At 62.6% G+C, this 26825-nt stretch carries 26 protein-coding genes; 11 read left to right on the top strand and 15 right to left on the bottom strand.

The window, feature by feature from the left end:
• Window positions 1–128: 128 nt before the first annotated feature.
• From ACE04I_RS15345 to mutS, 5 genes are all read right to left on the bottom strand, one after another.
• The gene (locus tag ACE04I_RS15345; RefSeq protein WP_046794087.1) at window positions 129–2948 is read right to left on the bottom strand and encodes a [protein-PII] uridylyltransferase; all 2820 of its coding nucleotides are present in this window, start codon (window positions 2946–2948) and stop codon (window positions 129–131) included.
• A gap of 108 nt (window positions 2949–3056) precedes the next feature.
• Window positions 3057–4085: a helix-turn-helix domain-containing protein gene (locus ACE04I_RS15340; RefSeq protein WP_052760380.1), complete on the bottom strand. Its 1029-nt coding sequence runs from the start codon at window positions 4083–4085 to the stop codon at window positions 3057–3059.
• Window positions 4086–4170: 85 nt separating this feature from the next.
• Window positions 4171–4539: a type II toxin-antitoxin system RelE/ParE family toxin gene (locus ACE04I_RS15335; protein WP_082118314.1), complete on the bottom strand. Its 369-nt coding sequence runs from the start codon at window positions 4537–4539 to the stop codon at window positions 4171–4173.
• Window positions 4540–4544: 5 nt separating this feature from the next.
• Window positions 4545–4838, bottom strand: coding sequence for a type II toxin-antitoxin system ParD family antitoxin (locus ACE04I_RS15330; protein ID WP_046794084.1), 294 nt, complete (start codon window positions 4836–4838; stop codon window positions 4545–4547).
• Between the two features lie 61 nt (window positions 4839–4899).
• Window positions 4900–7545 (bottom strand): DNA mismatch repair protein MutS, encoded by a 2646-nt coding sequence (mutS, locus tag ACE04I_RS15325; protein ID WP_245282082.1) that lies wholly within the window; start codon window positions 7543–7545, stop codon window positions 4900–4902.
• 213 nt (window positions 7546–7758) lie between these two features.
• Here mutS and ACE04I_RS15320 point away from each other — a divergent pair, with 213 nt between their 5' ends.
• Entirely contained in the window at window positions 7759–10056 is a 2298-nt protein-coding gene (locus ACE04I_RS15320) for an NADP-dependent malic enzyme (RefSeq protein ID WP_046794082.1), read from the top strand.
• A gap of 65 nt (window positions 10057–10121) precedes the next feature.
• Here ACE04I_RS15320 and olsB read toward each other — a convergent pair whose 3' ends face one another.
• From olsB to ACE04I_RS15295, 5 genes are all read right to left on the bottom strand, one after another.
• Window positions 10122–10991 (bottom strand): l-ornithine N(alpha)-acyltransferase, encoded by an 870-nt coding sequence (gene olsB / locus ACE04I_RS15315; protein ID WP_046794081.1) that lies wholly within the window; start codon window positions 10989–10991, stop codon window positions 10122–10124.
• Between the two features lie 100 nt (window positions 10992–11091).
• Window positions 11092–12747: a hybrid sensor histidine kinase/response regulator gene (locus ACE04I_RS15310; RefSeq protein ID WP_245282072.1), complete on the bottom strand. Its 1656-nt coding sequence runs from the start codon at window positions 12745–12747 to the stop codon at window positions 11092–11094.
• A gap of 154 nt (window positions 12748–12901) precedes the next feature.
• Window positions 12902–13393 carry a signal peptidase II gene (gene lspA, locus ACE04I_RS15305; RefSeq protein WP_046794080.1) on the bottom strand — a complete coding sequence of 164 codons (492 nt, stop codon included), beginning with the start codon at window positions 13391–13393 and terminating at the stop codon, window positions 12902–12904.
• A complete protein-coding gene (locus tag ACE04I_RS15300) occupies window positions 13390–14250 on the bottom strand; it encodes a TrmH family RNA methyltransferase (protein WP_487207266.1) in 861 nt (286 codons plus the stop codon). Before ACE04I_RS15300 ends, lspA begins: the two co-directional genes overlap by 4 nt.
• Complete coding sequence (locus tag ACE04I_RS15295; RefSeq protein WP_046794078.1) at window positions 14247–15338, bottom strand: class I SAM-dependent methyltransferase; 1092 nt, start codon at window positions 15336–15338, stop codon at window positions 14247–14249. Before ACE04I_RS15295 ends, ACE04I_RS15300 begins: the two co-directional genes overlap by 4 nt.
• A gap of 109 nt (window positions 15339–15447) precedes the next feature.
• Between ACE04I_RS15295 and ACE04I_RS15290 the strand changes: the two genes are divergently transcribed.
• Window positions 15448–15903 (top strand): SRPBCC family protein, encoded by a 456-nt coding sequence (locus ACE04I_RS15290; RefSeq protein WP_046794077.1) that lies wholly within the window; start codon window positions 15448–15450, stop codon window positions 15901–15903.
• An 18-nt stretch (window positions 15904–15921) separates the two neighbouring features.
• Here ACE04I_RS15290 and ACE04I_RS15285 read toward each other — a convergent pair whose 3' ends face one another.
• From ACE04I_RS15285 to sppA, 3 genes are all read right to left on the bottom strand, one after another.
• Window positions 15922–16266: a lipopolysaccharide assembly protein LapA domain-containing protein gene (locus ACE04I_RS15285; protein ID WP_046794076.1), complete on the bottom strand. Its 345-nt coding sequence runs from the start codon at window positions 16264–16266 to the stop codon at window positions 15922–15924.
• 122 nt (window positions 16267–16388) lie between these two features.
• On the bottom strand, window positions 16389–16694 hold the full coding sequence (locus ACE04I_RS15280) for an integration host factor subunit beta (protein WP_046794075.1): 306 nt from the start codon (window positions 16692–16694) through the stop codon (window positions 16389–16391).
• Window positions 16695–16720: 26 nt separating this feature from the next.
• Window positions 16721–17677, bottom strand: coding sequence for a signal peptide peptidase SppA (gene sppA, locus ACE04I_RS15275; RefSeq protein WP_046794074.1), 957 nt, complete (start codon window positions 17675–17677; stop codon window positions 16721–16723).
• Between the two features lie 203 nt (window positions 17678–17880).
• Between sppA and lptC the strand changes: the two genes are divergently transcribed.
• From lptC to ptsN, 6 genes are all read left to right on the top strand, one after another.
• Window positions 17881–18549 (top strand): LPS export ABC transporter periplasmic protein LptC, encoded by a 669-nt coding sequence (gene lptC / locus ACE04I_RS15270; RefSeq protein WP_046794073.1) that lies wholly within the window; start codon window positions 17881–17883, stop codon window positions 18547–18549.
• A gap of 12 nt (window positions 18550–18561) precedes the next feature.
• On the top strand, window positions 18562–19125 hold the full coding sequence (locus ACE04I_RS15265; protein ID WP_046794072.1) for an LptA/OstA family protein: 564 nt from the start codon (window positions 18562–18564) through the stop codon (window positions 19123–19125).
• A gap of 8 nt (window positions 19126–19133) precedes the next feature.
• The gene (lptB, locus tag ACE04I_RS15260) at window positions 19134–19940 is read left to right on the top strand and encodes an LPS export ABC transporter ATP-binding protein (protein WP_137326799.1); all 807 of its coding nucleotides are present in this window, start codon (window positions 19134–19136) and stop codon (window positions 19938–19940) included.
• A gap of 112 nt (window positions 19941–20052) precedes the next feature.
• Window positions 20053–21663: an RNA polymerase factor sigma-54 gene (gene rpoN / locus ACE04I_RS15255; RefSeq protein WP_487207265.1), complete on the top strand. Its 1611-nt coding sequence runs from the start codon at window positions 20053–20055 to the stop codon at window positions 21661–21663.
• Window positions 21664–21909: 246 nt separating this feature from the next.
• A complete protein-coding gene (gene hpf, locus ACE04I_RS15250) occupies window positions 21910–22485 on the top strand; it encodes a ribosome hibernation-promoting factor, HPF/YfiA family (RefSeq protein WP_046794071.1) in 576 nt (191 codons plus the stop codon).
• 67 nt (window positions 22486–22552) lie between these two features.
• Window positions 22553–23017, top strand: coding sequence for a PTS IIA-like nitrogen regulatory protein PtsN (gene ptsN / locus ACE04I_RS15245; protein WP_046794070.1), 465 nt, complete (start codon window positions 22553–22555; stop codon window positions 23015–23017).
• 175 nt (window positions 23018–23192) lie between these two features.
• Here the strand turns inward: ptsN and grpE are convergent, their stop codons facing one another.
• Window positions 23193–23852, bottom strand: coding sequence for a nucleotide exchange factor GrpE (gene grpE / locus ACE04I_RS15240; protein WP_046794069.1), 660 nt, complete (start codon window positions 23850–23852; stop codon window positions 23193–23195).
• Window positions 23853–23945: 93 nt separating this feature from the next.
• Window positions 23946–25034: a heat-inducible transcriptional repressor HrcA gene (hrcA, locus tag ACE04I_RS15235; protein ID WP_046794334.1), complete on the bottom strand. Its 1089-nt coding sequence runs from the start codon at window positions 25032–25034 to the stop codon at window positions 23946–23948.
• A gap of 175 nt (window positions 25035–25209) precedes the next feature.
• Here hrcA and rph point away from each other — a divergent pair, with 175 nt between their 5' ends.
• From rph to ACE04I_RS15220, 3 genes are all read left to right on the top strand, one after another.
• Window positions 25210–25926: a ribonuclease PH gene (gene rph / locus ACE04I_RS15230; RefSeq protein WP_046794068.1), complete on the top strand. Its 717-nt coding sequence runs from the start codon at window positions 25210–25212 to the stop codon at window positions 25924–25926.
• Between the two features lie 96 nt (window positions 25927–26022).
• Complete coding sequence (locus ACE04I_RS15225) at window positions 26023–26430, top strand: VOC family protein (RefSeq protein WP_046794067.1); 408 nt, start codon at window positions 26023–26025, stop codon at window positions 26428–26430.
• Between the two features lie 80 nt (window positions 26431–26510).
• A complete protein-coding gene (locus ACE04I_RS15220; protein ID WP_487207264.1) occupies window positions 26511–26816 on the top strand; it encodes an antibiotic biosynthesis monooxygenase family protein in 306 nt (101 codons plus the stop codon).
• Window positions 26817–26825 lie beyond the last annotated feature (9 nt).

Genomic DNA, 26825 nt, shown 5'->3' with positions numbered 1-26825 from the left:
CCTCTCCCCGTAAACGGGGCGAGGGGGACCGGAGACGGCGCGGCACACCCCTTCTCCCCGCAAGCGGGGAGAAGGTCCCGGCAGGGGGATGAGGGGCATGATGCGAGCACGGCTCATCGGGCGGGAGTTCACGCGCTGGCCCTGGTCTTGCGGGGCTGAGCGGAAGGGGGAGGTGCTGCTTCGGCGGGTGCAACGCTCTTCGGCTCGTCCTCGTCGGTCATCACCGCCTTCAGCCGGGCGACGATGTTGCCCTGGCGGTTCTCGTTGGTGACCTTGTGGCCGACGAGATCGGTCACGTAGAACGTGTCGATCACCTTCTCCCCGAAGGTGGTGATGCGGGCCGAATGGATATCGAGCGAGAGATCGGCGAGAACCGCGGTGATATCCGCAAGCAGGCCGGTGCGGTCGAGGCATTCCACATCGATGACGGTGAACTTGTTCGACAGCCCGTTGGAGATGATGACCGAGGGCGGGATCGTAAAGGTCTTGTTGCGCTTCTTGGCCTTGGCGCGCGTGGCGATGACTTCCGGCAGGCGCTTCCTGCCCGAAAGCACGTCCTCGATCATGCGGCCGATGGTGGCGGCGCGGCGCAGCTCGTCCTCGTCCACCGGAAATTCCCGGTTGATGAGGATGGTATCGAGCGCGCGGCCATCGGTGGTCGTGAAGATCTGCGCGTCAGCGATATTGGCGCCGGCCGCGGCACAGGCACCGGCGATGACGGACAGAAGCCGCGGATGGTCCGGCGCGAGCACGGTGATCTCGGTGATGGCATGGAAGGAATGGGTGCGCACCATGGAGACGAGCGCCTTGCCGGCCTTGTCCGCCTCACGGATGAAATGCGCGTGACGGACCTGATCCTCCAGCGGCACCGAGAGCAGATAGGGTTGGTAGTGGAGCCTCGCATAGGTGCGGCGGTCCTTCTGGCTCCAGTCGGCCAGCGCCTCGAAGAGCGCGGCCTCCGCCTCCTTCGCCCGCTCCTTGCGGGAGGAGGCCTCCGAGAAGCCTCCGGTCAAGAGGAGTTCGGTCTCATAGTAGAGCGTGCGCAGCAACTGCCCCTTCCAGCCGTTCCAGACGCCGGGGCCGACGGCGCGGATATCGCAGATCGTCAGGATCAGGAGAAGCTTCAGCCGGTCCATCGACTGCACCTTCTCGGCGAAATCGGTGATGGTCTTGCGGTCGTGAAGGTCGCGGGTCTGGGCGGTCATCGACATCACGAGGTGCTCCTCGATCAGCCAGACGACCAGCTCCGTCTGCTTCGGGCTGAGGCCGAGGCGCGGGCAGAGCTTGCGGGCGATGCGGGCGCCGGCGATCGAATGATCCTCCTGGCGGCCCTTGGCGACATCATGCAGCAGGACGGCGACATAGAGCGCCTCGCGCTCCTCGATGCCGGGCATGACCTTGTTGGCGAGCGGATGGATATCGGCGGCCTCGCCCTTGTCCACCTCCGAAAGCGCTTCGACCGAGCGGATCAGGTGCTCATCGACGGTATAGTGATGATACATGTTGAACTGCATCATCGCGACGACCTTGCCGAACTCCGGGATGAAGCGGCCGAGCACGCCGGCCTCGTTCATGCGCCTCAGCATCAGCGCCGGATCGCGCCTGGATGTGAGGATCGCCAGGAAGAGCCGGTTCGCCTCCTCGTTCTCACGCAGAGCGTGGTCGATCAAGGAAAGCGAGCGCGTCATCTGCTTCAACGCATCGGGATGCAGTTCCAGGCCGTTGATATCGGCGACATGGAAGAAGCGGATGAGATTGACCGGATCGCGCTTGAAGACATCGCGATCGGCGAGCGTGATGCGGCCGCGGTCCTCGACGAAATCCACCGTGCCGGGGATCTTGCGTACCCTTTTGGTGAAGCGGGAGATGACCCGCTTGATGCCGGGCGCAGCCTTGGCCTGCTGATCTTCGAGCGCAGCACAGAAGATGCGGGTGAGATCCCCCACATCCTTGGCGACGAGGAAGTAATGCTTCATGAAGCGCTCGACCGCGGAAAGGCCTGGGCGCGTATGATAATCCAGGCTTTCGGCGATCTCGCGCTGGATGTCGAAGGACAGCCTCTCCTCCGCCTTTCCGGTGAGGAAATGCATGTGGCAGCGCACCGCCCAGAGGAAATCCTCGGATTTCAGGAAAAGACGCAATTCATGCCGTGAGAGGACGCCGAGCTTGACGAGCTCGGCCGTATCGCGGACGCGGTAATAATATTTGGCAATCCAGAAGAGCGTGTGGAGGTCGCGCAGGCCTCCCTTGCCCTCCTTGACGTTCGGCTCGACCAAGTAGCGGGTATCGCCGGCCTTCTGGTGGCGCTGGTCGCGCTCGGCAAGCTTGGCGGCGATGAATTCCGGCCCGGTATCGGCAACGATCTCCCTGTCGAAACGGGTCTCCAACTCGCTCACCAGCGGCTCGGCACCGCAGATATAGCGCGTTTCCAGGATCGCCGTGCGGATGGTCATGTCCGTCTTCGACAGGCGGATACATTCCTCCACCGTGCGGGTCGCGTGGCCAACCTTGAGGCCCATGTCCCACAGGAGATAGAGCAGGAATTCCACGGCCTTGCGCATGTCCTCGGAATTCTTCTCCGGAAGCAGGAAGAGAAGATCGATATCCGAACCCGGCGCGAGCGTATCGCGGCCGTAACCGCCGACCGCGGCGATCGCGATGCGGTTCGCATCCTTGTAGATGCTTTCGGCGATCACCTCGTGCAAGACGCGGATCAGCTGATCCTGAAGCCATGAGATGCGCTGGGCGCAATTGAGGCCGCTGCCATCCTTGGCGAGAAGCTCGCGGGCCTTCGCGCGGCCTTCGGCGCTTGCCTTTTTCAGCAGCGGCAGAAGTGCGGAGCGCAGCTCGAGAAGCGGGCGATCCTTGCCTTCGGCGACCCGCCGGCATTCGGCGCTCAGCCGCTCCACATCGAGGAGTTCGGAAAAATCGATATCGTCTCTGGCCATGTTATCCTGTCGATGCCGGGCCGCCTGGGAGGCTATAGTCCTTTTGGGCAAACTGGCCAAGAAATATCAACCCCGATGTTTCAAAGTTGGCTCCACGGCGCGTCAAGGTCAAGGCTTTGCGCCCTTTCCCGAAACGCCGCCTTCAGCCTTCATCCGCGCGCGATATTGCGAGGGGCTCGCACCCGTCACGCGGCGGAACTCGCGGTTGAAATTGGATTTGGTGCCAAAACCCGCCTCGAACATCACTTCCATCAAGGGCTTTTCCGTATCCTTCAGAAGCCGGCAAGCCTCGGCGATCCGCCGGTTGTTGACGAATTGCGAAACGTTAAGGCCGGTGGCGCGGTTGACGGCGGCCGATAGATCGCGGGCGGGAACGCCCGCCCGGCGGGCGAGTTTGGCGAGGCTCAGATCCTCGTTCCGGTAGAGCGCATCGCGGTCGAGCGCACCTTCCACCTTGGCGAGGATTGCGCGATCCTCCCCGGTTGCCCGCAAGACGGGCCTTTCGGCCACGTCTGCAGGCGGAATATCCGGCGCGAAATAATAGGCCAATACGGCGAAGATCGCCGCGAGGTTCATGATCCCGACCGCGAGCGGCACATCGTTCGGACCATAGAGACTGGTGTAGAGCGCGAGTGCCGCATCGCTGAAGGCAAAGAAGAGCATCAGGCAGGCCGTCAGCCGAGCGGCGCGAAGTGCCGGACGCATGCGCTGCAGCGAGGTTTCCGCCATCACCTCGTCTCCATCGCTCATCGTCAGGCGCCAGAGAGCCAAGCCATAGGACAGGAAGATCAGGAGCAGCAGCAGATCGACCAGATCGCGGAAGAAGGCGACGGCGAGGGCGACGACCAGCGGCGGCAACAGGTGAAGCCAGGGCTTTATCAAGGGTTTCGCCGTCAGGCCGCGAAAGGCAAGAAAGGCGAGCGGCGGCATGGCCGCGGCCGAGATCGGCAGGAAAGGTATGAGCTGGCTGACGCCGTAGCCGAAGCGCAGGCCGATGCCGATACCCTGCAAGGCATAGAGGATGAGGAAGGCGTGGAAATACCGCCGGGAGCCGGGTGTCTCGACGCCCTTCAGGCTGCGATAGAGCGTCAGCGCGAAGACAAGGCCGGCAAGAAACGGCAGCGGGACGGAGAGCAAGCTGACACCTGATTAAATTCGAGTACGGCCTTTATCACGTCTGCGGGTAAAAGGCACGGATCGACGGGCGCTCAAGCGGGCGTCGTCATTCCCCGCCGTAGTCAGTTGGCAGATGCCGTTCGATTTCCATGGCATCATGGAGCACGCGTCCCACACCGACCAGACCAGGGTGAGCGATGCGATAAAGCAGGAGATGCCGCGGGCGGCGGACCACACCGCTTTCATTACGCGCCCGATCACGGCTATGGCGAAGATGATAGCTGCGGATATCTTCGCCCAACTCCGGACGGAGAGTGCTTCCCGGCCGTTGTGGCTCTACGGCGATGTCGTGCAACGCCACCACCAGCAATCGCTCGTAACGTAACCGGGCCTGGGTGCCGAAGCGCTCCTGTGTCCAAGCCAGAAGCTCGACAAGATCAGCTTCTGCCACTGCGGAGAGACGGAAATCGGCCATTGGCTTCAGGGATTGGTCTTGCGCACCCGGGCCTCGGCATCACGGCCAAGACCGGCGATAAAATCTTCCAGTCCATCATCCGTGATATTGACGAAACGGCCTTCATCCAGATCGCTAAAGCCAACTCGCGCCGCTTCCTGCAATGCCGCCAGCTTGGCTGCCTCGCGATCTTCGCGTTGCTCGATCAGACGCAACCCCTCACGTAGAACCTCGCTGGCATTCTGATAGCGGCCCGAAGTGACGAGCCTCTCGATGATCTCTTCGTGATGTCCGGTCAGTACAACGTTACGTGTCGGCATTGTGGTAATTCCTAACTGCCGCGACAAAATTATCATTATTGGCATATTATGCCAATAGGACCTACTGAAGCTCCTTTTTCAGCGCATAAAGCGCGTCCAGAGCGTCACGCGGCGTCATGTCGTCCGGGTTGAGGGCTTTCAGGGCCTCCTCGACCTTGGAGGGGCCTGCGCGCTTGACCTCCTCGCGGCGGACGGCGACCTGGAAGAGCGGCAGATCGTCGATCAACTGGCTCGCCGGGTTCTTGCGATCGGAATCCTCCAGTTTCGTCAGTACATCGCGGGCGCGGGCCACGACGCTATCGGGAAGGCCGGCGAGACGGGCGACCTGGATACCGTAGGAGCGGTCGGCCGCACCCGGCCCGACCTCGTGAAGGAAGATCACCTCGCCATCCCATTCCTTTACCCGCATGGTGGCGTTGGAAAGCCGGCCGAGCTTTTCGGAAAGCACGGTCAGCTCATGGAAATGGGTGGCGAAGAGGCCGCGGCACTGGTTGGCCTCATGCAGGTGCTCGACCGCCGCCCAGGCGATCGACAGGCCGTCGAAAGTGGCCGTGCCGCGCCCGATCTCATCCAGAATGACCAGCGAGCGGTCGGTCGCCTGATTGAGGATTGCCGCCGTCTCGACCATCTCGACCATGAAGGTGGAGCGACCGCGGGCGAGATCGTCGGATGCGCCGACGCGCGAAAAGAGCCGATCGACGATGCCGATATGGGCGGACGCCGCCGGCACGAAAGAGCCCATCTGCGCGAGGATGGCGATCAGCGCGTTCTGACGCAGGAAGGTCGACTTACCGCCCATGTTCGGACCGGTGAGCAGCCAGAGGGCACCGAAATCGCCCGTACCATTGGGCGAGAGATCGCAATCGTTTGCGATGAAGGGGCCGGAGGACTGGCGGCGGAGCGCCTGTTCGACCACCGGATGGCGGCCGCCTTCAATGGCGAACATGCGTGAAGCATCCACCACGGGCCGGCGGTAGTTCCATTCCTCGGCGAGCATGGCAAGACCGGCCACCACATCGATGACAGCGAGCGCGCGGGCACCCGCCTTGATCGCCTCGGCCTCGGAGGTGACTGCCGCAACCATCTTCTCGAAGGCTTCCAGCTCGATCGTCAGCGCCCGGTCGGCGGCGTTGGCGATGCGGCTTTCGAGATCTGCAAGTTCGGTGGTGGTGAAGCGCATGGCGTTCGCCATGGTCTGGCGATGGATAAAGCGCGCCTTTCCTTCCGGCGTATCCGTCATCGTGCCCGAATTGCCGGCGGTGACCTCGATGAAATAGCCGAGCACGTTGTTGTGCTTGATCTTCAGCGACTTGATGCCGGTCTCCTCGGCATATTGAAGCTGCAGGCCGGCGATCACCTTGCGGGACTGATCGCGCAGCGCCCTTACTTCGTCCAGTTCCGAATGGGCGCCTTCCGCCAGGAAACCGCCGTCGCGTTTCAGAAGCGGTAGGTCCTGCGCCAACATGCTGCCGAGCATGGTTTCCAAAGAAAGCGGCAGGGCTTTCAGATCCGCCAGTGCATCGCCTAGCTCTTCCGGCAGCATGGCGCGGGAAAGAAACGCCGCGACGCTGCGCGCGGCTTCAAGGCCCTGAAGGATGGAACCGAGATCCCGCGGGCCGCCACGATCGAGCGCCAAGCGGGAGAGTGCGCGCGGCATATCCGGCACATGCTTCAGCGCAGCGCGAAGTTCCGAACACAGCGAGGGCTCATCGAGCAGGAAGGAGATGGAATCGAGCCGACGGTTGATGCGATCCGGATCGGTGAGCGGCGACATCAGCCGCTCCGCAAGAAGCCGCGCGCCTCCCCCGGTCACCGTCCGGTCGATCGCCTTCAGGAGCGTGCCGTCGCGATCGCCGGAAAGCGTGCGGGTGAGTTCCAGATTGCCGCGCGTGGCAGGGTCGATGAAAAGCGTGGAAGCGCCGCTTTCGCGCTCGGGGTATCCAAGCGGCGGGCGCTCGGCAATCTGGGTCTTCTCGACATAGGCGACCGCGGCCGCAGCGGCTGCAAGCTCGGCGCGCGAGAAGGTGCCGAAGCCATCCAGCGTACCGACGCCGAAATAGCGCGTTATGCGGCCTTCCGCACTGGCGCTATCGAACAGGACCGCCGGCTGCGGCACGGCCACCCTGCCCAGCACATCGAAAACAGGCTTGAGTTCCGCATCATGGAAGATCGTGTCCGCAACGACGAGTTCGCGCGGATCGATGCGCAGGATATCGGCGAGCAGCCGCGACGGATCGGTTTCAGCGAGGCGGAAAACGCCGGTGGAAATATCGATCCAGGCAAGCGCGAACTGCGGCTCGGAGCCGCCGCGGATGCGGGCAAGCGCCATCAGGTAATTCGATTCCGAGGGAGAAAGGAGCTTCTCCTCGGTAATCGTGCCGGGCGTGACGAGGCGCACGACATCCCGCTTCACCACGGATTTCGAACCACGCTTCTTGGCTTCGGCCGGATCTTCCACCTGCTCGCAGACCGCGACGCGGAAGCCGAGACCGATCAACTTCTGGAGATAATCGTCCGCCGCATGTACGGGCACGCCGCACATGGGAATATCCTGCCCCATATGCTGGCCGCGCTTCGTCAGCGTGATGCCGAGCGCGCGGGAGGCCTCCACCGCATCTTCGAAGAACAATTCGTAGAAATCGCCCATGCGATAGAAAAGCAGCGAACCGGGATTGTTCGCCTTGATCTCGATATACTGCTCCATCATCGGCGTGGCCGAGGCACGGCTCTCCTCCGAGGCGAGCTCGGCGGTATTCAAGGCTTCGCCATTTTGAGACCGGGGGGAGAATCTTTCGAATTGAGTCACGGAATCGATTTTTTGTTGCGCAAGGGAATTGGCGACACTATCGATGTTGACCCCTGAAAGACAACAGCCGCTACGCTCTCGAAGACGGCTGCCCACAAAAAGCTGGAGGAGTTCATGCCCGCGAAAGAGAAGGCCACGGAGAAGGACGTCCGCGCGCGCGCTTCGGTGACGGAGCAGGAAGCGCTGGACTTCCACGCGGAAGGCCGGCCTGGGAAGCTGGAGATCAACCCCACCAAGCCGATGGCGACGCAGCGCGACCTTTCGCTGGCCTATTCGCCGGGCGTGGCGGTGCCGGTGAAGGCGATCGCCGCCGATCCGGCGACCGCCTACGACTATACGACGCGCGGCAACATGGTGGCGGTGATTTCCAACGGCACTGCGATCCTGGGGCTCGGTAACCTCGGCGCGCTCGCCTCCAAGCCGGTGATGGAGGGCAAGTCGGTGCTCTTCAAGCGCTTTGCCGACGTGGACTCCATCGACCTCGAGGTCGATACCGAGAATGTCGACGAGTTCGTCAACTGCGTGCGCTATCTCGGCCCCTCCTTCGGCGGCATCAACCTGGAAGACATCAAGGCGCCGGACTGCTTCATCATCGAAAGCCGCCTGCGCGAACTGATGGACATCCCGGTCTTCCATGACGACCAGCATGGCACGGCGATCATCGCCGCCGCCGGCCTCATCAACGCGCTCGAACTCACCGGCCGCGATTTCAAGACGACCAAGCTCGTCTGCAACGGGGCGGGTGCGGCGGCGATCGCCTGCATCGAGCTCATCAAGGCGATGGGCTTCAATCCCGACAACATCATCCTCTGCGACACCAAGGGCGTGATCTACCAGGGTCGGGCCGAAGGCATGAACCAGTGGAAATCGGCGCATGCGGTGAAGACGGCCCACCGGACGCTCGCCGAGGCCATGAAGGGCGCCGACGTGGTGTTCGGCCTTTCGCAGAAGGGCGCCTTCACCGAAGAGATGATCCGTTCCATGGCCGAGCGGCCAATCATCTTCGCGATGGCCAATCCCGATCCGGAGATCACCCCGGAAGAGGTCGCCCGCATCCGCGACGACGCCATCATGGCGACCGGCCGCTCGGACTATCCGAACCAGGTCAACAACGTTCTCGGCTTCCCCTATATCTTCCGTGGCGCGCTCGACGTGCGCGCGACCCAGATCAACGACGCGATGAAGATCGCCGCGGTGCGGGCGCTCGCCAACCTGGCGCGCGAGGACGTGCCGGACGACGTTGCCGCCGCCTACCAGGGCAACCGGCCGCGCTTCGGCGCGCAATACATCATTCCCGTGCCCTTCGACCCGCGGCTCATCTCGGCGATCCCGGTGGCCGTGGCTCAGGCCGCCATGGAAAGCGGCGTCGCCCAAAAGAACATCGCCGATCTGGCAGCCTATGCGCACGAGCTTTCGGCCCGCCGCGACCCGATGGCCGCAACAACGCAGGGCATCTACGAGCGGGTGCGCCGCTTCCCGAAGCGCGTCGTCTTCGCCGAGGCCGAGGAAGAGCAGGTCATGCGCGCGGCGATCTCCTTCTGCCACCAGGGGCTCGGCACCGCGATCCTGCTCGGCCGCGACGACGTGATCCGCACGACCGCCGAAAAGGCCGGCATCGACCTCGAGCGACCCGGCATCGAGATCGTCAACGCCCGCCTCTCCGACCGGGTGGATACCTATGTGGACCATCTCTACGCCCGCCTGCAGCGCAAGGGCTTTCTGTTGCGCGACGTGCAGCGGCTGATCCATAACGACCGCAACCACTTCGCGGCCACCATGGTGGCGGTGGGGGATGCAGACGCCATGGTGACGGGTGCGACGCGCAATTATGCGACGGCCCTCCAGGACGTGCGCCGCTGCATCGACGACAAGCCGGGCCACAAGGTGATCGGGATCTCGCTGATGATCTCGCGCGGGCGCACCGTCTTCGTCGCCGATACCGCCGTGCACGACATGCCGAACGCCGAGGATATCGCCGATATCGCCGTGGAGGCGGCACGCGTTGCCAGGCGGATGGGCTATGAGCCGCGCGTCGCGCTGCTGGCCTACTCGACCTTCGGCCAGCCGACCGGCGAGCGCTCCGAACGGGTGCGCGAGGCGGTGAAGATCCTCGACCAGCGGCGCGTCGATTTCGAATATGATGGCGAGATGGCCGCGGACGTGGCGCTCAACCCGCACCGGATGGAGCAGTATCCCTTCTGCCGGCTTTCCGGGACCGCCAACGTGCTCGTCATGCCGGCGATCCATTCGGCCTCGATCGCCACCCGCATGCTGCAGGAACTCGGCGGCGCCACCCTGATCGGCCCGCTGCTCGTCGGCCTCGACAAGTCCGTGCAGATCACCTCCATGGGCGCCAAGGATAGCGACATCGTCAACATGGCGGCGATTGCGGCGTATAACGCCGGGACGTGAGATTAAAAAAGGCCGAAGCGGCAAGCCGCCTCGGCCTTTCAAAACTCTTTCAGAATATCAGCTTTTCAGCTCGCGAACCTGCCGGCATCGGCGCCGTAGTAGTTGATGTAGCGATCGGAGATCGAGGCGATCGGCAGCACCACAAGAACATCCGTGGTGTTGAAGGCCTGATCGACGACCGCGCCGTTGCCGATCATGGCGCCGAGGCGCAGGTAACCCTTGACGAGCGGCGGCATGGCCGAAAGGGCCTTGCGGGCGTTCACCCCTTCGATCGGCATCAGGTCCATCTCCCGGTGAAGCTCGGGAAGGGCAGACACCGCCCATTCGCCCTTCGCGGCCACATTATGGTGCAGGAAGGAGAGCGCCAGCGCATGCTCTTCCGGACGCGTGCCGGGGAAGGAGGCGCAGCCGAACATGGCGCCCATGCCGTGCTTCAGGGCATAGGCCCAATTGCCCTGCCAGAGAAGCTCCACCGTGCGCTTGGTGCGATAAGCCGGCAGCACGCAGGAACGGCCGAGCTCCATGAACTGCTTGTCCGGATGGCGGGTCAGAAGCGGCTCGATATCGAATTCGGAAGCCGAATAGAAGCCGCCATGGGCGAGTGCCACCTCCTGCCGCAGCAGGCGATAGGTGCCGACGATCTGATCCTCCACATCCCCTTCGATCGCGCGATCGATGACGAGGAGGTGATCGCAGATGGCATCATAGGCATCGACATCGCGGCGGCGGCGGTCCGCCTCCGCGCCGAGCTGCGCATGCATTTCCTCGGAAAAGACCCTGTAACGCACGGCCTGCGCGGCATCGATCTCGCGCGCATTGCGTGCGAGCCGGGTTTCCAGAGAGCCTATGCGGCCCAGGATATCGGTGTCGGTCGGCGTCAGGGCCGGAGCCTGGGTATCCAGCGTCAATTCACGGTTCAGGAGTTCGATAGTCATGATGATTCGCCCCGTCCCGGTTGAGATCACCGCCATAAACCATGACTCTGCGACAGGAACGTGACACCGAGTGTCACAATAGGTGCGCCCGCAAGGCGCGTCAACGGGGCTCAAGGCTAGTGGTTGCCAGGGCACCGAGAAGCCGCACTTCTTCCAGCAGACGCTGGGGTTCGACCGGCTTTTCGAGCACGCGGCTCACGCCGTTCGCAAGCAGTTTTCTGCGCGCCTCATCGCTCCCCTCCCCCGTCAGCACGAGGACGGGGACGGGCGAAACGCCGAGGCTCCGCTCCCCCTCGCGCAGGGCGGAAAGCGCCTCCAGCATGGAGCCGCCGGGCATGTGCATATCCGTAAGCACCAGGTCGGGACGAGCCTCACTCGACAAGGCTTCGGCGAGAAGGCCTTCGAAATCCTCGACCAGCCGCACCCGATGCCCCGCCTTCGCCAGCACAGCGCGGACGAGCAGCGCGTTCACCGGATCGTCTTCCCCGAGCAGCACGTCGAGCCCGCCCGAATCCGCGCGTTCAGCCGTTACCGACGCCTTCGGCTGGCCATCGACTTGAGTATCGCGCGTGCCGAAGCCGCGCAGGCGCCCGCTGAGGACGTCGATCAGGGATTTTTCGCGCAACGGGCGGACGAGCCAGGCATCGTAGAGATCCTGCGGCTGGGATGCCCGCTCTTCCGGGTTCACCAGCAGGATGCGATGCGGCGAGGAGGGGGTGAGCTCGGCTCCAAAACTCGAGGCCAGCCGATGATCGACGATGAGATCGGTGAAGGGCTTGCCCTCCGCCCCGGACCGGTCGATCAGCATCTGCACCTCCCCGGCCTCGGTTACATGCCGGCAGCCGCCGCCCAGCGTTTCGATGGTCGAAACGGTCGCCCTGGCGGCAGGCCCGTCGGGCGCCAGGAGCAGCACGCGGGAGCGGGAAAGGAGCAGGCCGCGCACGCCGCTGCCGGCTGGGGCATCTTCGGCAAGACGCATCGGAAAACGTATGGTGAAGGTGCTGCCCCTGCCCTTTACGCTGGAAACGGAGAGTGCGCCGCCGAATTCGGCCAGGATGCGCGCCGAAATCGCAAGGCCGAGGCCCGTGCCGCCGCTCCTCGCTTCCGCAGCACCCGCCTGCTCGAATTCACGGAAGATGCGGCCCTGCTCCTCAGCCGTCATGCCGGGGCCGGTATCGACAACGGCGATCACGACATCGCCCTCCTCGGTGCGCACCTGCACCAGCACTCCGCCTTCCGAGGTGAACTTCACCGCGTTGCCGATGACGTTGAACAGGACCTGGCGGATGCGGGCGGGATCGAAATCCAGGAGCTCCGGCAGGTCGGCGGCAAAGGTCGCGGCGACCTCTATACGCTTCTCGTGCGCACGGTGGGCCAGCATTTCCACGACGCTCTCGATCAACTGGCGGAGGTTTTCGGCGCGGTTGTTAAGCCGGAAACGGCCGGCCTCCATCGTGGCATGGTCGAGAAGATCCTCGACGAGCTGCGCCAGCGCATAGCCGGACTGGCGGATGCCGCTCAGATAGTTCTGCTGCTCGGCCGTCAGCTTCGTCTGGCCGAGCAGATGCGCCATGCCGAGAATGCCGTTGAGCGGCGTGCGGATTTCGTGGACGACGGTGGCGATCTGCCGGGACTTGGCCGCGTTTTGCGCCTTCGCTTCCTCCAGTCCACCGGAAGACCGCCAGCCGCGAAGACGGGAAAGGAGGTTTTCGAACCTGCCGCTGACGCCGGCCTTGCCATCCGACGATGGACTCACTGGAAGCCGCTCCTGCGCAGACGGTTCATCGCCGCCTCTTGCGACGGTAAATGCGAACGCCTTGGCGATACGATCATGTAAGTCGGCAATGCTGCGCATGGAAAGAAAACTAGCGAAGGTTTCTTCCCAATATTTTCGGCGAATACCTAAGATTTTATGGATTCACCTTCTTCGGGCCGAAGATTTCGTCGAGAATCACCAGAAATGCGCCGATGGAGATGAAGCTGTCGGCCAGATTGAAGACCGCGAAGGACCAGGTCCGCGTGTGGAAGAGGATGTAATCGATCACGTGGCCCCATAGGAAACCATCGATCAGATTGCCGATGGCGCCGGCGATGATGAGCGCAAAACCGAGATGGGCGAGCGGGCGGTCCTTCGGCGTGCGGCGCCAGAGCCAGAGCACGAAGGCGACGATGACGATGCGCATGCCGACGATGAATTCCCGTTCGAGGCCCGAGAGCAGCGAGAAGGCGACACCGAGATTATAGGTCCGGTAGAGAGCCAGGAAGGGAAGCAGGCGAACCGGCTCCTCCAGCGGCAGATAGTTTTCGACGGCCACCTTGATCGCCTGGTCGAGGAGGACGGCGAGCACGATGAGGGCCACGGCGATGAGCGGCCGTGAGAGCAAGGCGGGACGTCCGTTCATTTTGCACCGTCCAGGGAAAGAAGATGGCGCCGAGCCTCGAAGAGCATCACCGCGGTCGCGACGGCGAGATTGAGCGAATCCGCCCTGCCCTCTTGGGGAATGCGCACGGTTCGGTCTGCGGCGCCCGCGAGATTTTCCGGCAGGCCGGACTGTTCGTTGCCCATCAGGAGCACGACGGGCTTCTTCGCGTAATCCACCGTTCTGTAATCCACCGCTCCGGCAAGGTGCGTCGCCACCACCTGGGCATCGGACCTCTTTTGCCAGGCGAGGAAATCTTCCGCCGTGCATCTGACGACCGGCACGGCGAAGACCGAACCCATGGTGGCGCGCACGGTTTCGAGCGAGAACGGATCGGTGCATTCGCCGACGAGGATGACGGCTGACGCGCCGGCAGCATCTGCCGTGCGGATGATCGTGCCGAGATTGCCCGGATCGCGCACCCTGTCGAGCGCAACGAAAGTATCGTCGCGGCCGGGTCTGAGATCGGCAAGCGGCTTCCATCGCTGCTCGAAAATGCCGACGACCATCTGCGGATTATCGCGCCGGGTGATGGCGGACAGCACTTTTTCGCTGACCTCCAGCACCAGCCCACCATGTGCGACGGTCCTGGCGGCCACCTGTTCCACCAGCGGCTTGCCCTTGGCAGCCTTGGAATAGACGAGCGTGCGGATATTCCAGTCGAGCTCCAGCGCATCGATGACGAGCTTCAGGCCCTCGGCCATGAAGGTGCCCGTCTCTTCCCGATCCTTCTTGTTCGAAAGCGCCTTGATATCCTTGATGATGGGATTTGCCAGCGAGGTGATTTCCTTCACCTGGCCGACCCGGCGCGGTCCGGCATTGCGAATATCGTCGGTCATTCCGGTACCCAGCGACTGAAGAGAGAGGTGGAAAGCGCGCGGCCCGGGCTCTTGCGGTCCAGGCCGGTTTCCCGAATGACGAGCTCGCCCGATTCCACCACACCACTCGCGCCGCGCATGGTTTCGCGCATCAGCTCATGGATGGAATAGAAGCTCGCCCGGATGGAATAGGCGGTCAGCACCAGGCCGATCGCCTGCCGGTCCAGGAGTTCGCGGCAGACATCCAGCATCAGCGGCAGGTGATCGAAGAGTTGCCAGACCTCGCCATTGGGACCACGGCCGAATTTCGGCGGATCGGTGAGAATGATATCATAGCGGTTGCCGCGGCGTTCCTCGCGCAGGACGAACTTCATGGCATCCTCGCAGATCCAGCGAATCGGCGCGCGCTCGAGCCCGGAAAGCGCCTGGTTCTCCCGCGCCCAACCGATCGCCTTTTTCGAAGCATCGACATGCGTGACTTCCGCGCCAGCGGCAGCCGCGACGAGCGAGGCCACGCCGGTGTAGCCGAAGAGGTTTAGCACCTTCACCGGGCGCTCCCTTTCCCCTCGGGTTTCCTCGATGCGGCTCTTCATCCACTCCCAATGGACGATCTGCTCGGGGAAGACGCCGACATGCCGGAAAGAGGTGAAGCGGCCGAGAAAATCGACGCCGAGCAGCGAAAGCGGCCAGGTTTCGCCAAGCGCTTCCTTCGGGAAACGCCAACGGCCCATGCCGTCCTCGTCGGTATCTCCGGTAAAGACGGCATCGGCCTTTTCCCAGGCATGAGCAGGCAGCGAGGGCCGCCAGAGCGCCTGGGCTTCCGGCCTGACGATGCGGTAAGGGCCGTATTGCTCGAGCTTCAAGCCATTACCGCTGTCGATCAGGTGAAAATCACCGGCACCGGAGGATTCGAGAATGACCGGCACGCGTTCGGCCGGCCGCTCGCCGCTGCGGACGATGAGAGGGCGCTGTTCGACGGGTGCGGAAACCTTCACGGCCTTTTCCGGAGTTCCGGCGCGGGCCTTCGCGGCCGGAGCATCCTTCCTTATCGGGCGCCTCGTATCGCCGCCTCCGGCTTTCGCCCCCGGCTGTCTTTGCCTGTTCTTCAATGCCTCGGTCCGCTCATGTTCGTATCCGCTGGAGCAAATAGCACCTAGGCCCACCTTGGCAAAGCGCTTTCACCTGCCCTAATCTTTCCGGGAACACAGGGAGGGTTTCATGGAGATTACCGGCGAAGAGCGCATATCGGCACCCCGCGATGTCGTGTGGAGGGCGCTGAACGACCCCGAAATCCTGCGCCAGTGCATTCCCGGCTGCCAGAGCCTGGAGCAAAAAACGCCAACGGAACTTGCCGCCGTCGTGCGGGTCAAGATCGGACCGGTCTCGGCGAGCTTCAACGGAGAGGTGACACTCAGCAATGTCAACGCGCCGGAAAGCTACACGATCACCGGCGAAGGCAAGGGCGGAATCGCCGGCTTCGCCAAGGGCTCTGCGGACGTGACGCTGACGGAGGACGGAGGCGAGACCCTGTTGCGCTACACCGCCACGGCGCAGGTGGGCGGAAAGCTTGCGCAGCTCGGCTCGCGCCTTATCGGCTCCGCCTCGCAGAAGCTCGCCTCGCAATTCTTCGCCGACTTCAACTCGGCCGTCGGGGCGGAACCGGCGACGGTCTGATCTCCGCAATCCGGTTTCCTACGGGGACGGCAGTTGCGGAGAACTCGTCGCCTGGACCGCGGCAGCCTTGTGACGATCCGCCTCCGCCTGCCAGCGGATGACCTCACGCGCTTCCTTGCGCGCCTGCTTGCGGTATTTGCCCTGCGCCCACCAGGTGGCGGCCGAGCCGATCAGCATTCCGAACAGGAGGGCGACGAACAGGAACAGGAAGAACGGCGCGCTGACCGCAAGCATTCCATCCTCCGGACGGAACGGGTTCAGCGCCAGCGTGACCACCTGCCGGTTTGCGACCGCAAGCACGATCAGCACGATGCCGAGCGGCACGAACACCGCGAGATTGACGATTTTCCTGACCTTGTCCATCAAACCTCCGCCGAACGGCATGGGGCGCCGACATGGGGCGCCCGGCACCCTCGCAAAACACGTTGGATGCAGGATAGGGATCCAGCGCCGCCTTTCAAGAGCGGCGGATGGCCGCTATCGGCTCAATCGGCGTCGCCATCATCGGCGAGATCGGGATTAAGACGCTCGCGGAGTTCCTTGCCGGTCTTGAAGAACGGTACCCATTTCTCCTCGACGAAGACGGTTTCCCCCGTACGCGGATTGCGGCCCGAGCGCGATGGACGATTCTTCACAGAGAAGGCTCCGAAGCCGCGCAGCTCGACGCGGTTTCCTGCAGCCAAGGCATCGGTGATCTCATCGAGCACGGCATTCACGATGTTCTCGACGTCGCGGTGATAGAGGTGCGGATTTCGTGCCGCAACGATCTGCACCAATTCGGACTTGATCACGGTTGCCCCCTGAAAGAATTAGATTTTCAACCCCGACCAACCTGCCAAACCGAGACAAGACCGTCAAGAAACAACTTATCAGTGCCCCAGGTGCCGAACCGTGTCGCCCCGAGCGCTTCCCCCAGTCCGGTCATGCGCAGGAACTCGGCCATGGCGCTCGCGAACCAGAAGGATGACGAGGAGCCCTTCTCCTTCCACTCGACGATCGGAAGATCCTCCGAAACGCCCCGAGTTTCCAGATAGGCGCGAATCTCCCGCTCGCCCCCGAGCGTATCCACCAGCTTGGCCGAAAGGGCCTGGCGCCCGGTGAGGATTGAGCCGTCCGACAGACGCAAGGCCTCCTCGCGCGGCAGCTTGCGGCGATCGGCGACGAGATCGACGAACCAGCCGTAGCTGTCCATGATCATGGAGCGGATCATCGCCTGCGCCTCAGGGCTCGCCTCGTGGAACGGAGAGGGCTCGGCCTTCAACGGCGCCGACTTGATCTCCTCAAGCGAAATCCCGAGCTTCTCCATCATTCCGGAGACCTGCGGATACTGGAAAATCACGCCGATCGAGCCGGTGATGGAGCTTTCGCCCGCGACGATGGTATCGCCGGCGGTCGCGATCATATAGCCCGCGGAGGCCGCAAGCGTACGGATATCGGAGACGACCGGCTTCTTTTCCGCCACCTCGCGAATCGCCTTGAAGATGCGTTCGCCGCCATAGGTCGTGCCGCCGGGCGACGAGATCGAGACGATCAACGCCTTGGCGCTATCGCTTTCGGCGATTCGGTCGAGACGCTCCAGAAGCTCGTCGCTATCCTGTATGAGGCCGGTGATCTTGATGCGCGCGACATGCGGTCGCGCCGAACTCGCCTCATCGGCAAAGCCGTAGCGGTAAAGCGAAAAACCGATACCGACGAGAAGAAGGAGTGCGGCGACGCGCCAGAAGCTCAGTTTCCGGCGCAACTGCCGCCGGTCCGCGATTGCCATTTGATCCATAAAACCTGTCCTTCCTTTGCGACCATGCCCAAATAGGTATCTGGCCGCCCGCTTCGTCGGGTGATATCACGATTTTGTGTCGGCCATTATTGTTTGTTGATGAATTTAAACCATATTGACAGGCGAAAGCGCTGACCCCAGTTCCCACCCGCATCTCCCGATGCAGGGGAGAGTTGCGCGCGAAAAGGACGACATTCGCATATATGCTGCAGATACTTCGAAGAGCAACGGGCCTCTCGGCGGCCCTCGGAATGTATGGCGACGCCTATGAGGCGGCGCTTGCCCATTCCGAACGCGTCCGCAAGATGAAAGTGCTGCTGCCGGTTGCAGCCGGCGTGATTTCCGCTGCCTTCATCGCGGTTGCGATCGTGCGCGCCTATCTGCCGGACGACGTCTCGATTGCGAGCGCCACCATCGAGAACGGCATGATCGTGATGGAGCGGCCGGCGATCGCAGGGCGGAACGGCGACGGCATCAGCTATTCGATGACGGCGACACGCGCTTTGCAGGATATCGCGAACCCCAACATGATCACGCTGGAAAACGTCAAGGCGGCGGTGCCGATGCGCGAGGACGTGATCGCCCGCGTGACCGCCGCAGGCGGCATCTTCGACCGCGGGACGGACAAGCTGCAGATGACCCATCCCTTCGACGTGGACCTCAGCAACGGCGTCACGGCGCATTTCCAGTCAGCCTTCCTTGACATCCACTCCGGAACAATGGAGACCTCCGATCGCGTCTCCATCCAGAGTGATAAATCTTCGATTGTTGCACAGTCGCTGAAGATAACGGATAAGGGACGTAACATCACCTTCGCGGGTCAGGTTCTCGTCAACGTCGACCCGGTCGCGATTCGCAACAAAGACAACTAGGGCCCGGCCGCCATGAGCTATCGCCGCTTCCTTACCCAGAACACCGCGGTCGCGATCGCGGCGGGTTTCATCGCCTGCTCGCTTTCGGTTTCCGCTCATGCGCAGGCAACCACCAGCCAGATGGAGGGCCTGAAGCTTTCCAACGACCAGCCGATCCAGATCGCGAGCGACCAGCTCGAGATCAAGGAGCAGGAAAAGAAGGCCTATTTCACCGGCAATGTGAAGGTCGTTCAGGGCACCACCACCATGCGCGCCGGCAAGATGACCGTGCTCTATCGCGGCGAGGGAAGTGCCGCGATGACCGCAGGCAACGCCGATATCGACAAGATATTCCTGGAGCAAACCGTGCTCCTGACCTCGGGCACCCAGCAGGCATCGGCCGAGAAGGGTGAGTTCGACATGGCCAGCCAGGTCTTCGTGCTTTCCGGCAAGCAGGTGGTCCTGTCGGACGGGCCGAATGTCTTCAAGGGTTGCAAGCTCACCGTGCGGATGCAGACGGGCGAAGCCAAGCTCGATAGCTGCGGCGGACGCGTCGAGATCCTGCTCGATCCGAAATCCCGACAGCAGCAACGCTAAGGCCTGTCGTGAAAATACCCCTGCTATCCAAACTGACGGCGCGCAAGCCGCGCCCCCCCGAACTTTTCAACGTACGCGACAAGACGCGCTACGAGGGAACGCTCGTGGCCCATGGGCTCTCGAAGAGCTACGACTCGCGGCGCGTCGTCAACGGCGTCTCGCTCGTCGTCCGGCGCGGGGAGGCCGTGGGGCTGCTCGGGCCGAACGGGGCAGGCAAGACCACCTGTTTCTACATGATCACCGGCCTGGTTCCGGTGGACCAGGGCATGATCGCCATCAACGGCAACGACGTGACGCGCATGCCGATGTATCGGCGCGCCCGCCTCGGCGTCGGCTACCTGCCGCAGGAAGCCTCGATCTTTCGCGGATTGACGGTGGAGCAGAACATCCGCGCGGTGCTCGAGGTCCACGAACCGGACCGCGACAAGCGGGAGCGCAAGCTCGACGAGCTTCTGGAAGAATTCCATATCAGCAAACTTCGCAAGTCGGTGGCGGTGGCGCTTTCCGGCGGCGAGCGGCGGCGCCTGGAAATCGCCCGCGCGCTGGCGACGGACCCGGCCTTCATGCTGCTCGACGAACCCTTTGCCGGCGTCGATCCGATCTCGGTCGCCGACATCCAGAACCTCGTGCGGCATCTGACGGCGCGCGGCATCGGCGTGCTGATAACCGACCACAACGTCCGCGAGACGCTGGGCCTCATCGACCGTGCCTATATCATCCACGCGGGCGAAGTGCTGACCCATGGACGGGCCGACGACATCGTCAACAATCCCGATGTCCGCCGCCTCTATCTGGGCGACAAGTTCAGCCTGTAGAGTTCAAGATTCGCCCGGCGGGCGCTTGACCAAATCTTTCAAAAAAGCAATTCTCGTGCCAAGTATATTCCAGCCCCCACAGAAGGGCTGAGTATAACTGCAACCAGCATCTATGCAGGCCCATTTCAAGGGGTTGAACGGGAGTTTCGCGTCCATCATGGCCTTGTCCGCCAGTCTTTTGCTGCGCCAGACCCAGTCGCTCGTGATGACGCCGCAACTGATGCAGTCGATTCAGCTGCTGCAGATGACGCATTTCGAGCTGGTTCAGTTCATCGCGCAGGAGGTTGAGAAGAATCCGCTGCTCGAAATTGCATCAGGTGATGGCGATACGGACACGGAAAGCGCCTTTGCGGGCGAAGATACCTTCGCGTCAGCCGAAACGGGCAGCGACGAAGCGAGGGGATCGGTGGAGGCGGATGCAAGCGAGGCTTGGTACGAGCGCGCGCCAGGCACGGCGGCCGAGCCGCTCGGCGATCTCGATGCCGGTTTCGAAAACGTCTTTCCCGACGACGGGCCGCCGCGAAGGGCCGACGCGCCGGAACTCCTGAGCCAATGGAAGTCCATGCCAGGCGGAGAGACCGGGGACGACTACGATCTCGACGACTTCGTCGCCGGCCAGGTCACGCTCAGGGATCACCTCAACCAGCAGATCCCGTTCGCGCTCGACAACGCGACCGACCGGCTGATCGCCCAGCACCTGGTCGAGCAACTGGACGAGGCCGGCTATTTTTGCGGCGATCTCGACGAAATCGCCCAACGCCTCGGCAAGGAGCCGAGGGAACTGGAAGCCCTCCTCAAATCGCTGCAGACGCTCGATCCGCCGGGCATCTTCGCCCGTTCCTTGAGCGAATGCCTGGCTATCCAGCTCAGGCAGAAGGACCGGCTCGATCCCGCCATGGAGGCGCTTACCGGGCATCTGGAACTCCTCGCCAAACGGGATTTCGCTACGCTCAAGCGGCTCTGCGGCGTCGACGAGGAAGACCTCATCGACATGCTGGCGGAAATCCGCAAGCTGAACCCGAAACCGGGCACCGGCTTCGAGCGCGGCGCCTTCGAGGCGATCGCGCCGGACATCATCGTGCGCGACGCGCCGGACGGCGGATGGCTGGTGGAACTCAATCCGGACACGCTGCCGCGCGTTCTCGTCAACCAGGCTTATTACCGAACCGTTTCAAAGACTTGCGCCAGGAAAAGCGACGACCAGAATTTCCTTTCGGAATGCCTGCAGAACGCGAGCTGGCTGACGCGCAGCCTCGACCAGCGGGCCCGGACCATCATGAAGGTGGCGAGCGAGATCGTCCGGCAGCAGGATGCCTTCCTGACCCACGGCGTCGATCATATGCGCCCGCTGAACCTCAAGACGGTGGCGGAAGCCATCAAGATGCACGAGTCGACCGTGAGCCGCGTCACCTCCAACAAATACATGCTGACGCCACGCGGAATGTTCGAACTCAAATATTTCTTCACCGTTTCCATCGGCTCGGCGGAAGAAGGCGGCGACACGCATTCGGCGGAAGCCGTGCGCCACCGCATTCGCGCCCTGATCTCCCAGGAGACGCCTGAGGCGGTGCTCTCCGACGACGATATCGTCATCAGCCTGAGGCGGGGCGGTGTGGAACTCGCCCGCCGGACGGTCGCCAAATACCGGGAGGCGATGAACATCCCCTCCTCCGTGCAGCGGCGCCGGGAAAAGCGGGCGCTTGCCAAGGTGGCGGCCTATTGAGCAGGCCGATCCCAGGATCGAGCGCCTCGAGAAAGCCCGGAGTTCGCCATCATCCAGGCTGCGGTTGACATTTGCCTGGGAGGGGTTTAAGAGCCCGCCGCAATCGCTACGGGGCATCCCGTAGGTTATCCCCATAGCCATAGGCTTTTAGGCGCAAATTGGTCTTGGCCTGTGTGAATCGCTTGGATGAGGGGACGGCTTGGCGTAGACTGGAACACGCAAGTCACGACAAGAAGGAAGAACTCCATGAGTGTGCGTGTATCCGGTAAGCATATGGAAATTGGCGACTCGTTCCGTCAAAAGATCGAAAGCCAGATCGGAGATGCGGTCACAAAGTACTTCGATGGGGGGTATGCCGGCCAGGTCATCGTAGAGAAATCCGGTTCTCGTTTTTCAGCCGATTGCAAGATCCATCTCGATACCGGGATAGTGCTGCATGCGGCCGGCGAGGCCAACGACCCGCAAGGTAGTTTCGACGCCGCGGCAGAGCGGATCGAGAAGCGCCTGCGCCGCTACAAGCGGCGGCTGAAGGATCACCACGCCGGTAACTACACGAACGGCCATGCCGAGATCGCCTATACGGTCATGGATGCCGTATCGGAAGCGGAGGATGAAATTCCTGAGGATTTCGCGCCGACCATCGTTGCGGAAAGCTCAAAACCGATAAAGACCATGTCGGTAGCAACCGCCGTGATGGCACTGGACATGACAGATGAACCGATTCTTCTTTTCCGCAGCCCCGGCAAGGAGCAACTCAACATCGTTTATCGCCGCAACGACGGCAATATTGGCTGGATCGATTCCACCAAGATTAAAGGATAACAATCCCCGGGAGAGCGTCGGGTCCGACGCGCTCCTTCGCCCTCTGGCGGCACGAAGGATGAAAAGAATGGCATTGGCAGATTTGCTGCAACAAGATGCGATTATCCCTGCCCTGAAAGTGAATTCCAAGAAGCAGCTGCTGCAGGAACTGGCCGTGAAGGCGGCCAAACTTACAGGCGTACCCGAAAGGGAAATATTCGACGTCATCCTGCAGCGGGAGAGACTGGGCTCCACCGGCGTCGGCCATGGCATTGCCATCCCGCACGGCAAGCTCGGCAGCATCTCCTCCATCAAGGGAATTTTCGCACGGCTGGACACGCCGGTCGACTTCGAGGCGCTCGACGACGAGCCGGTCGACCTGGTCTTCCTGCTGCTGGCTCCGGAAGGCGCCGGCGCCGATCACCTGAAGGCCCTGTCGCGCATCGCCCGCGTGCTGCGCGACCAGGATCTGGTGGCCAAGCTGCGCAAGACCGATTCCGCGACCGCCATCTATGCCTTCCTCAACGAGGAACAGGCTTCCAACGCGGCCTGACGGCTATTTCAAACGCAAGACAAGACATCGCCCCGGCTCCCATGAGCGTCGGGGCGATTTCTTTTTTCGGCAGTTTTTTGATTATGCGCGAGCCGGATAACCTGTAAAAAATATCGGCCGCGGCGCCAATCGGGCGCCACGGCCTATCAGATGTTTCGAGACCGCCTGAGTCGTATCAGTCGTTCTTCTGACCGGATGCGGCTTCGGAAACCGGCGCCTCTGCCTTCGGGCCGCCCTTGGCGACGCCGACAAGTGCGGGGCGCAGCACGCGCTCGCCGATCGTATAGCCCGCCTGCACGACCTGCATGACGGTGTTGTTCGGCACCTCGGCATTCGGAATCTCGAACATGGCCTGATGGAAATGCGGATCGAACTTTTCGCCTTCCGCCTCGATCTTCTTCACGCCGTGACGTTCCAGCGCCGAAAGCATCGAGCGCTCGGTCATCTCCACGCCTTCGAGGAGCGTGGTCAAGCCCGCGTCGGCTGCCGCACGCATTTCCGTCGGAACGGCATCCAGCGCACGGCGCAGGTTGTCGGAAACGGCCAGCATATCGCGCGCAAAGCCGGCGACGGAATAGGACTTGGCATCCTTGATCTCCCGCTCGGTGCGGCGACGCAGGTTGTCCATGTCCGCGGCGAGACGCAGAAAGCGATCACGCAGCTCCGCATTCTCGGCCTTCAACACTTCCAACGGATCGGGCTCGGCCGGCACTTCGGCCATGGCTTCGCTCTCGGCATTCGCATTGGCCGCGTCCTCCAGGGCGGACGCCACAGCTTCCGCCGAGTTTTCGGCGGCGGTTGCGTCAGGTCCGTGCTTCTTGGTTTCGTCGGTCATGACGTACTCCGGTTGTTCTTATCTTGATTTCGAGCCCGATATCGAGGTTTGCCGTGAAAAAATCAAGGCTTTGCGGGCAGGTTGGACATTTCGTCAGAGGGGATTGCGTGAAAGCCGGGCAAGAAGCTGGGCGGTATAGTCGACCATCGGCACGATGCGGGAATAGTTGAGCCGCGTGGGGCCGATTACCCCGACGGCACCGACGATGCGATCCTCGCCATCGCGATAGGGCGCGACGATGAGCGAGGAGCCGGAAAGCGAAAAGAGCTTGTTTTCCGAGCCGATGAAGATCCGCACGCCCGGTCCGCTTTCGGCGAGATCAAGGATATCGAGAAGGCTTTCCTTCTTTTCCAGATCATCGAAGAGCAGACGCAGCCGGTCGAGATCATCCACGCCGGCCAAGCCTTCCAAAAGGTTGCCGCGGCCGCGGACGATGAGTTGCATGGGCTTGCCGTCCTGGTTATCGCCCGACCAGACGGCCAAGCCCCGCTCCACCAGATCGTGTGAGAGCGCATGCAGCTCGGTCTGCACCTCTGCCTTCAGGTCCTGCAACTGGGTGCGCAGTTCCGGCAGGGTCTGGCCCGTCAGATGCGCATTCAAGAAGTTCGCCGCCTCGGTGAGCTGGGAAGACGTCACGCCGGCCGGCAGATCGATGATGCGGTTTTCGACCTGATTATGCTCGCCGACCAGGATGGCCAGCGCCTTTGTCGGCTCCAGGCGAATGAACTCGACATGCTTCAACACCGGGTCGCTCTTGGACGTGATGACGATGCCTGCGCCGCGCGAGACGCCGGAAAGCATGCGGCTCGCCTCGCTCATCAGACTTTCGATCGGCTGATCGCGATCATCCGGCCTGATCTGCCGCTCGATATTGCCCCTTTCCTCCTCGGAAAGATCGCCGATCTGCATGAAGGCATCGACGAAGAAGCGCAGGCCCGACTGGGTGGGCAGGCGGCCGGCGCTGATATGCGGCGAATAGATGAGGCCCAGCGCCTCCAGATCGCTCATGACGTTGCGGACCGAGGCCGGCGAGAGCGAGATCGGCAGCAGGCGGGAAAGATTGCGGGAGCCGAGCGGCTCGCCGGTTTCCAGATAGCTTTCGACGATGCGACGGAAGATTTCCCGCGAGCGGTCGTCGAGCGCTGAGGCATTGTCCCTGGCCATCGGTGCCGAAAAACCCATAAGCGGTTCCACCATATCCTTGGTTCGATACCGGAAAATATAATCATTCAAGCGGGTCCGCAAAAGGGAAATCGGCGGACTTCTACTCGCCGGGAATGTACCGCCCACGGCTTTTTCTTTGCAAAATGCGGTTATGGGCCGTAGAAGGCGATACCCACTCTTTCAGGAGCAACGAATGCGGCCTTCAGGCAGAAAAACCGACCAGATGCGCAAGATTTCCTTCGAGCGCAACTTCTCGAAACATGCGGAAGGCTCCTGCCTTGTCAAATTCGGCGATACCCATGTGCTTTGTACGGCAAGCCTCGAGGAGAAGACGCCGCCTTGGCTGCGTAACAGCGGCAAGGGCTGGGTGACGGCCGAATACGGCATGCTGCCGCGCGCCACCGGCGAGCGCATGAAGCGCGAGGCCGCATCCGGCAAGCAGGGCGGGCGCACCCAGGAGATCCAGCGCCTGATCGGCCGCTCGCTGCGCGCCGTCGTCGATCTCGAAGCGCTCGGCGAAAAGCAGATCACCATCGATTGCGACGTCATCCAGGCCGATGGCGGGACCCGCACGGCCGCCATCACCGGCGGCTGGGTGGCGCTCTACGACTGCCTGAAATGGATGGAGGCCCGCTCCATGGTGAAGGTGGAGAAGGTGCTGAAGGATCACGTGGCGGCGATCTCCTGCGGCATCTTTGCCAGCCAGCCGGTAATCGACCTGGATTACCTGGAGGATTCGGCAGCCGAAACGGACGCGAATTTCGTGATGACCGGCTCCGGCGGGATCGTCGAAGTGCAGGGAACGGCGGAAGGCGCGCCCTTCAGCCAGGAGGAATTCCTGAAACTGCTGGCGCTCGCCCAGGCCGGTACGCAGGAACTGGTGGCGCTGCAGAAACAGACGATCGGGTGAGATCATAATCACTGGGACTGCCCCTCATCCGGCCTGCCGGCCACTTTCTTCCCGTATGGACGGGGTGAGGGTGAGGGGCAAAACAGGACAGATGTCATGATCGAAGGCATTCTCGAAACCGCGCTCTATGCCGAGGACCTCGATGCGGCGGAGGCCTTCTACGGCGGAGTGCTCGGGCTCGAAAAGATCACCCGCATCGCCAACCGGCATATCTTCTTCCGCTGCGGGCCGGGCGTTCTTCTGATCTTCAATCCCGTCGAGACCGCAAAGCCGCCGGAAAAGGGTTCGCTACCGGTGCCGCCCCATGGCGCAAGGGGAGCGGGGCACGCCTGCTTCCGGCTCTCGCCCGAAAACCTCGATGCGATGGTGTTGCGCCTCCGAGCGGCCGGCATCGCCATCGAAAGCGATTTCCACTGGCCGAACGGCGCGCGCTCGATCTACTTCCGCGATCCGGCCGGCAACAGCCTCGAATGCGCGGAGGCGAAGCTTTGGGACCTCGACTGAGGCCCCTGCCGACAAGAGGCTTGGTATCGGCAGCAAAACTCCGATATAGACAGGGCAACCAGCGTTCAGGAATTTCTCCCATGATCATACGTGAATGGCGGGGCCGCGCCTTCCCTTCCAGCGCGGATGCCTATCCCACGCATTTCCGAAACCATGTGGTTCCGGAACTGCAGGCGCTTACGGGCTTCATAGGCGCACATCTCAGCCGTCGGACGCTGGACGACCGGATCGAATTCGTCGTGCTGACCCGCTGGAAGGATATGGATGCCATCCGCGGTTTCGCCGGCGATACGGTCGGCAAAGCGGTCGTCGAACCGGGCGCGGTCGCAGCTCTTATCGAGTTTGACGATTTCGTCGAACATTACGAAGTCGTCGAGGAAATCTAGATCATTCCA

It is taken from the genome of Rhizobium moroccans (assembly GCF_057559155.1).
This window is presented reverse-complemented; position numbering and strand designations above follow the sequence as displayed.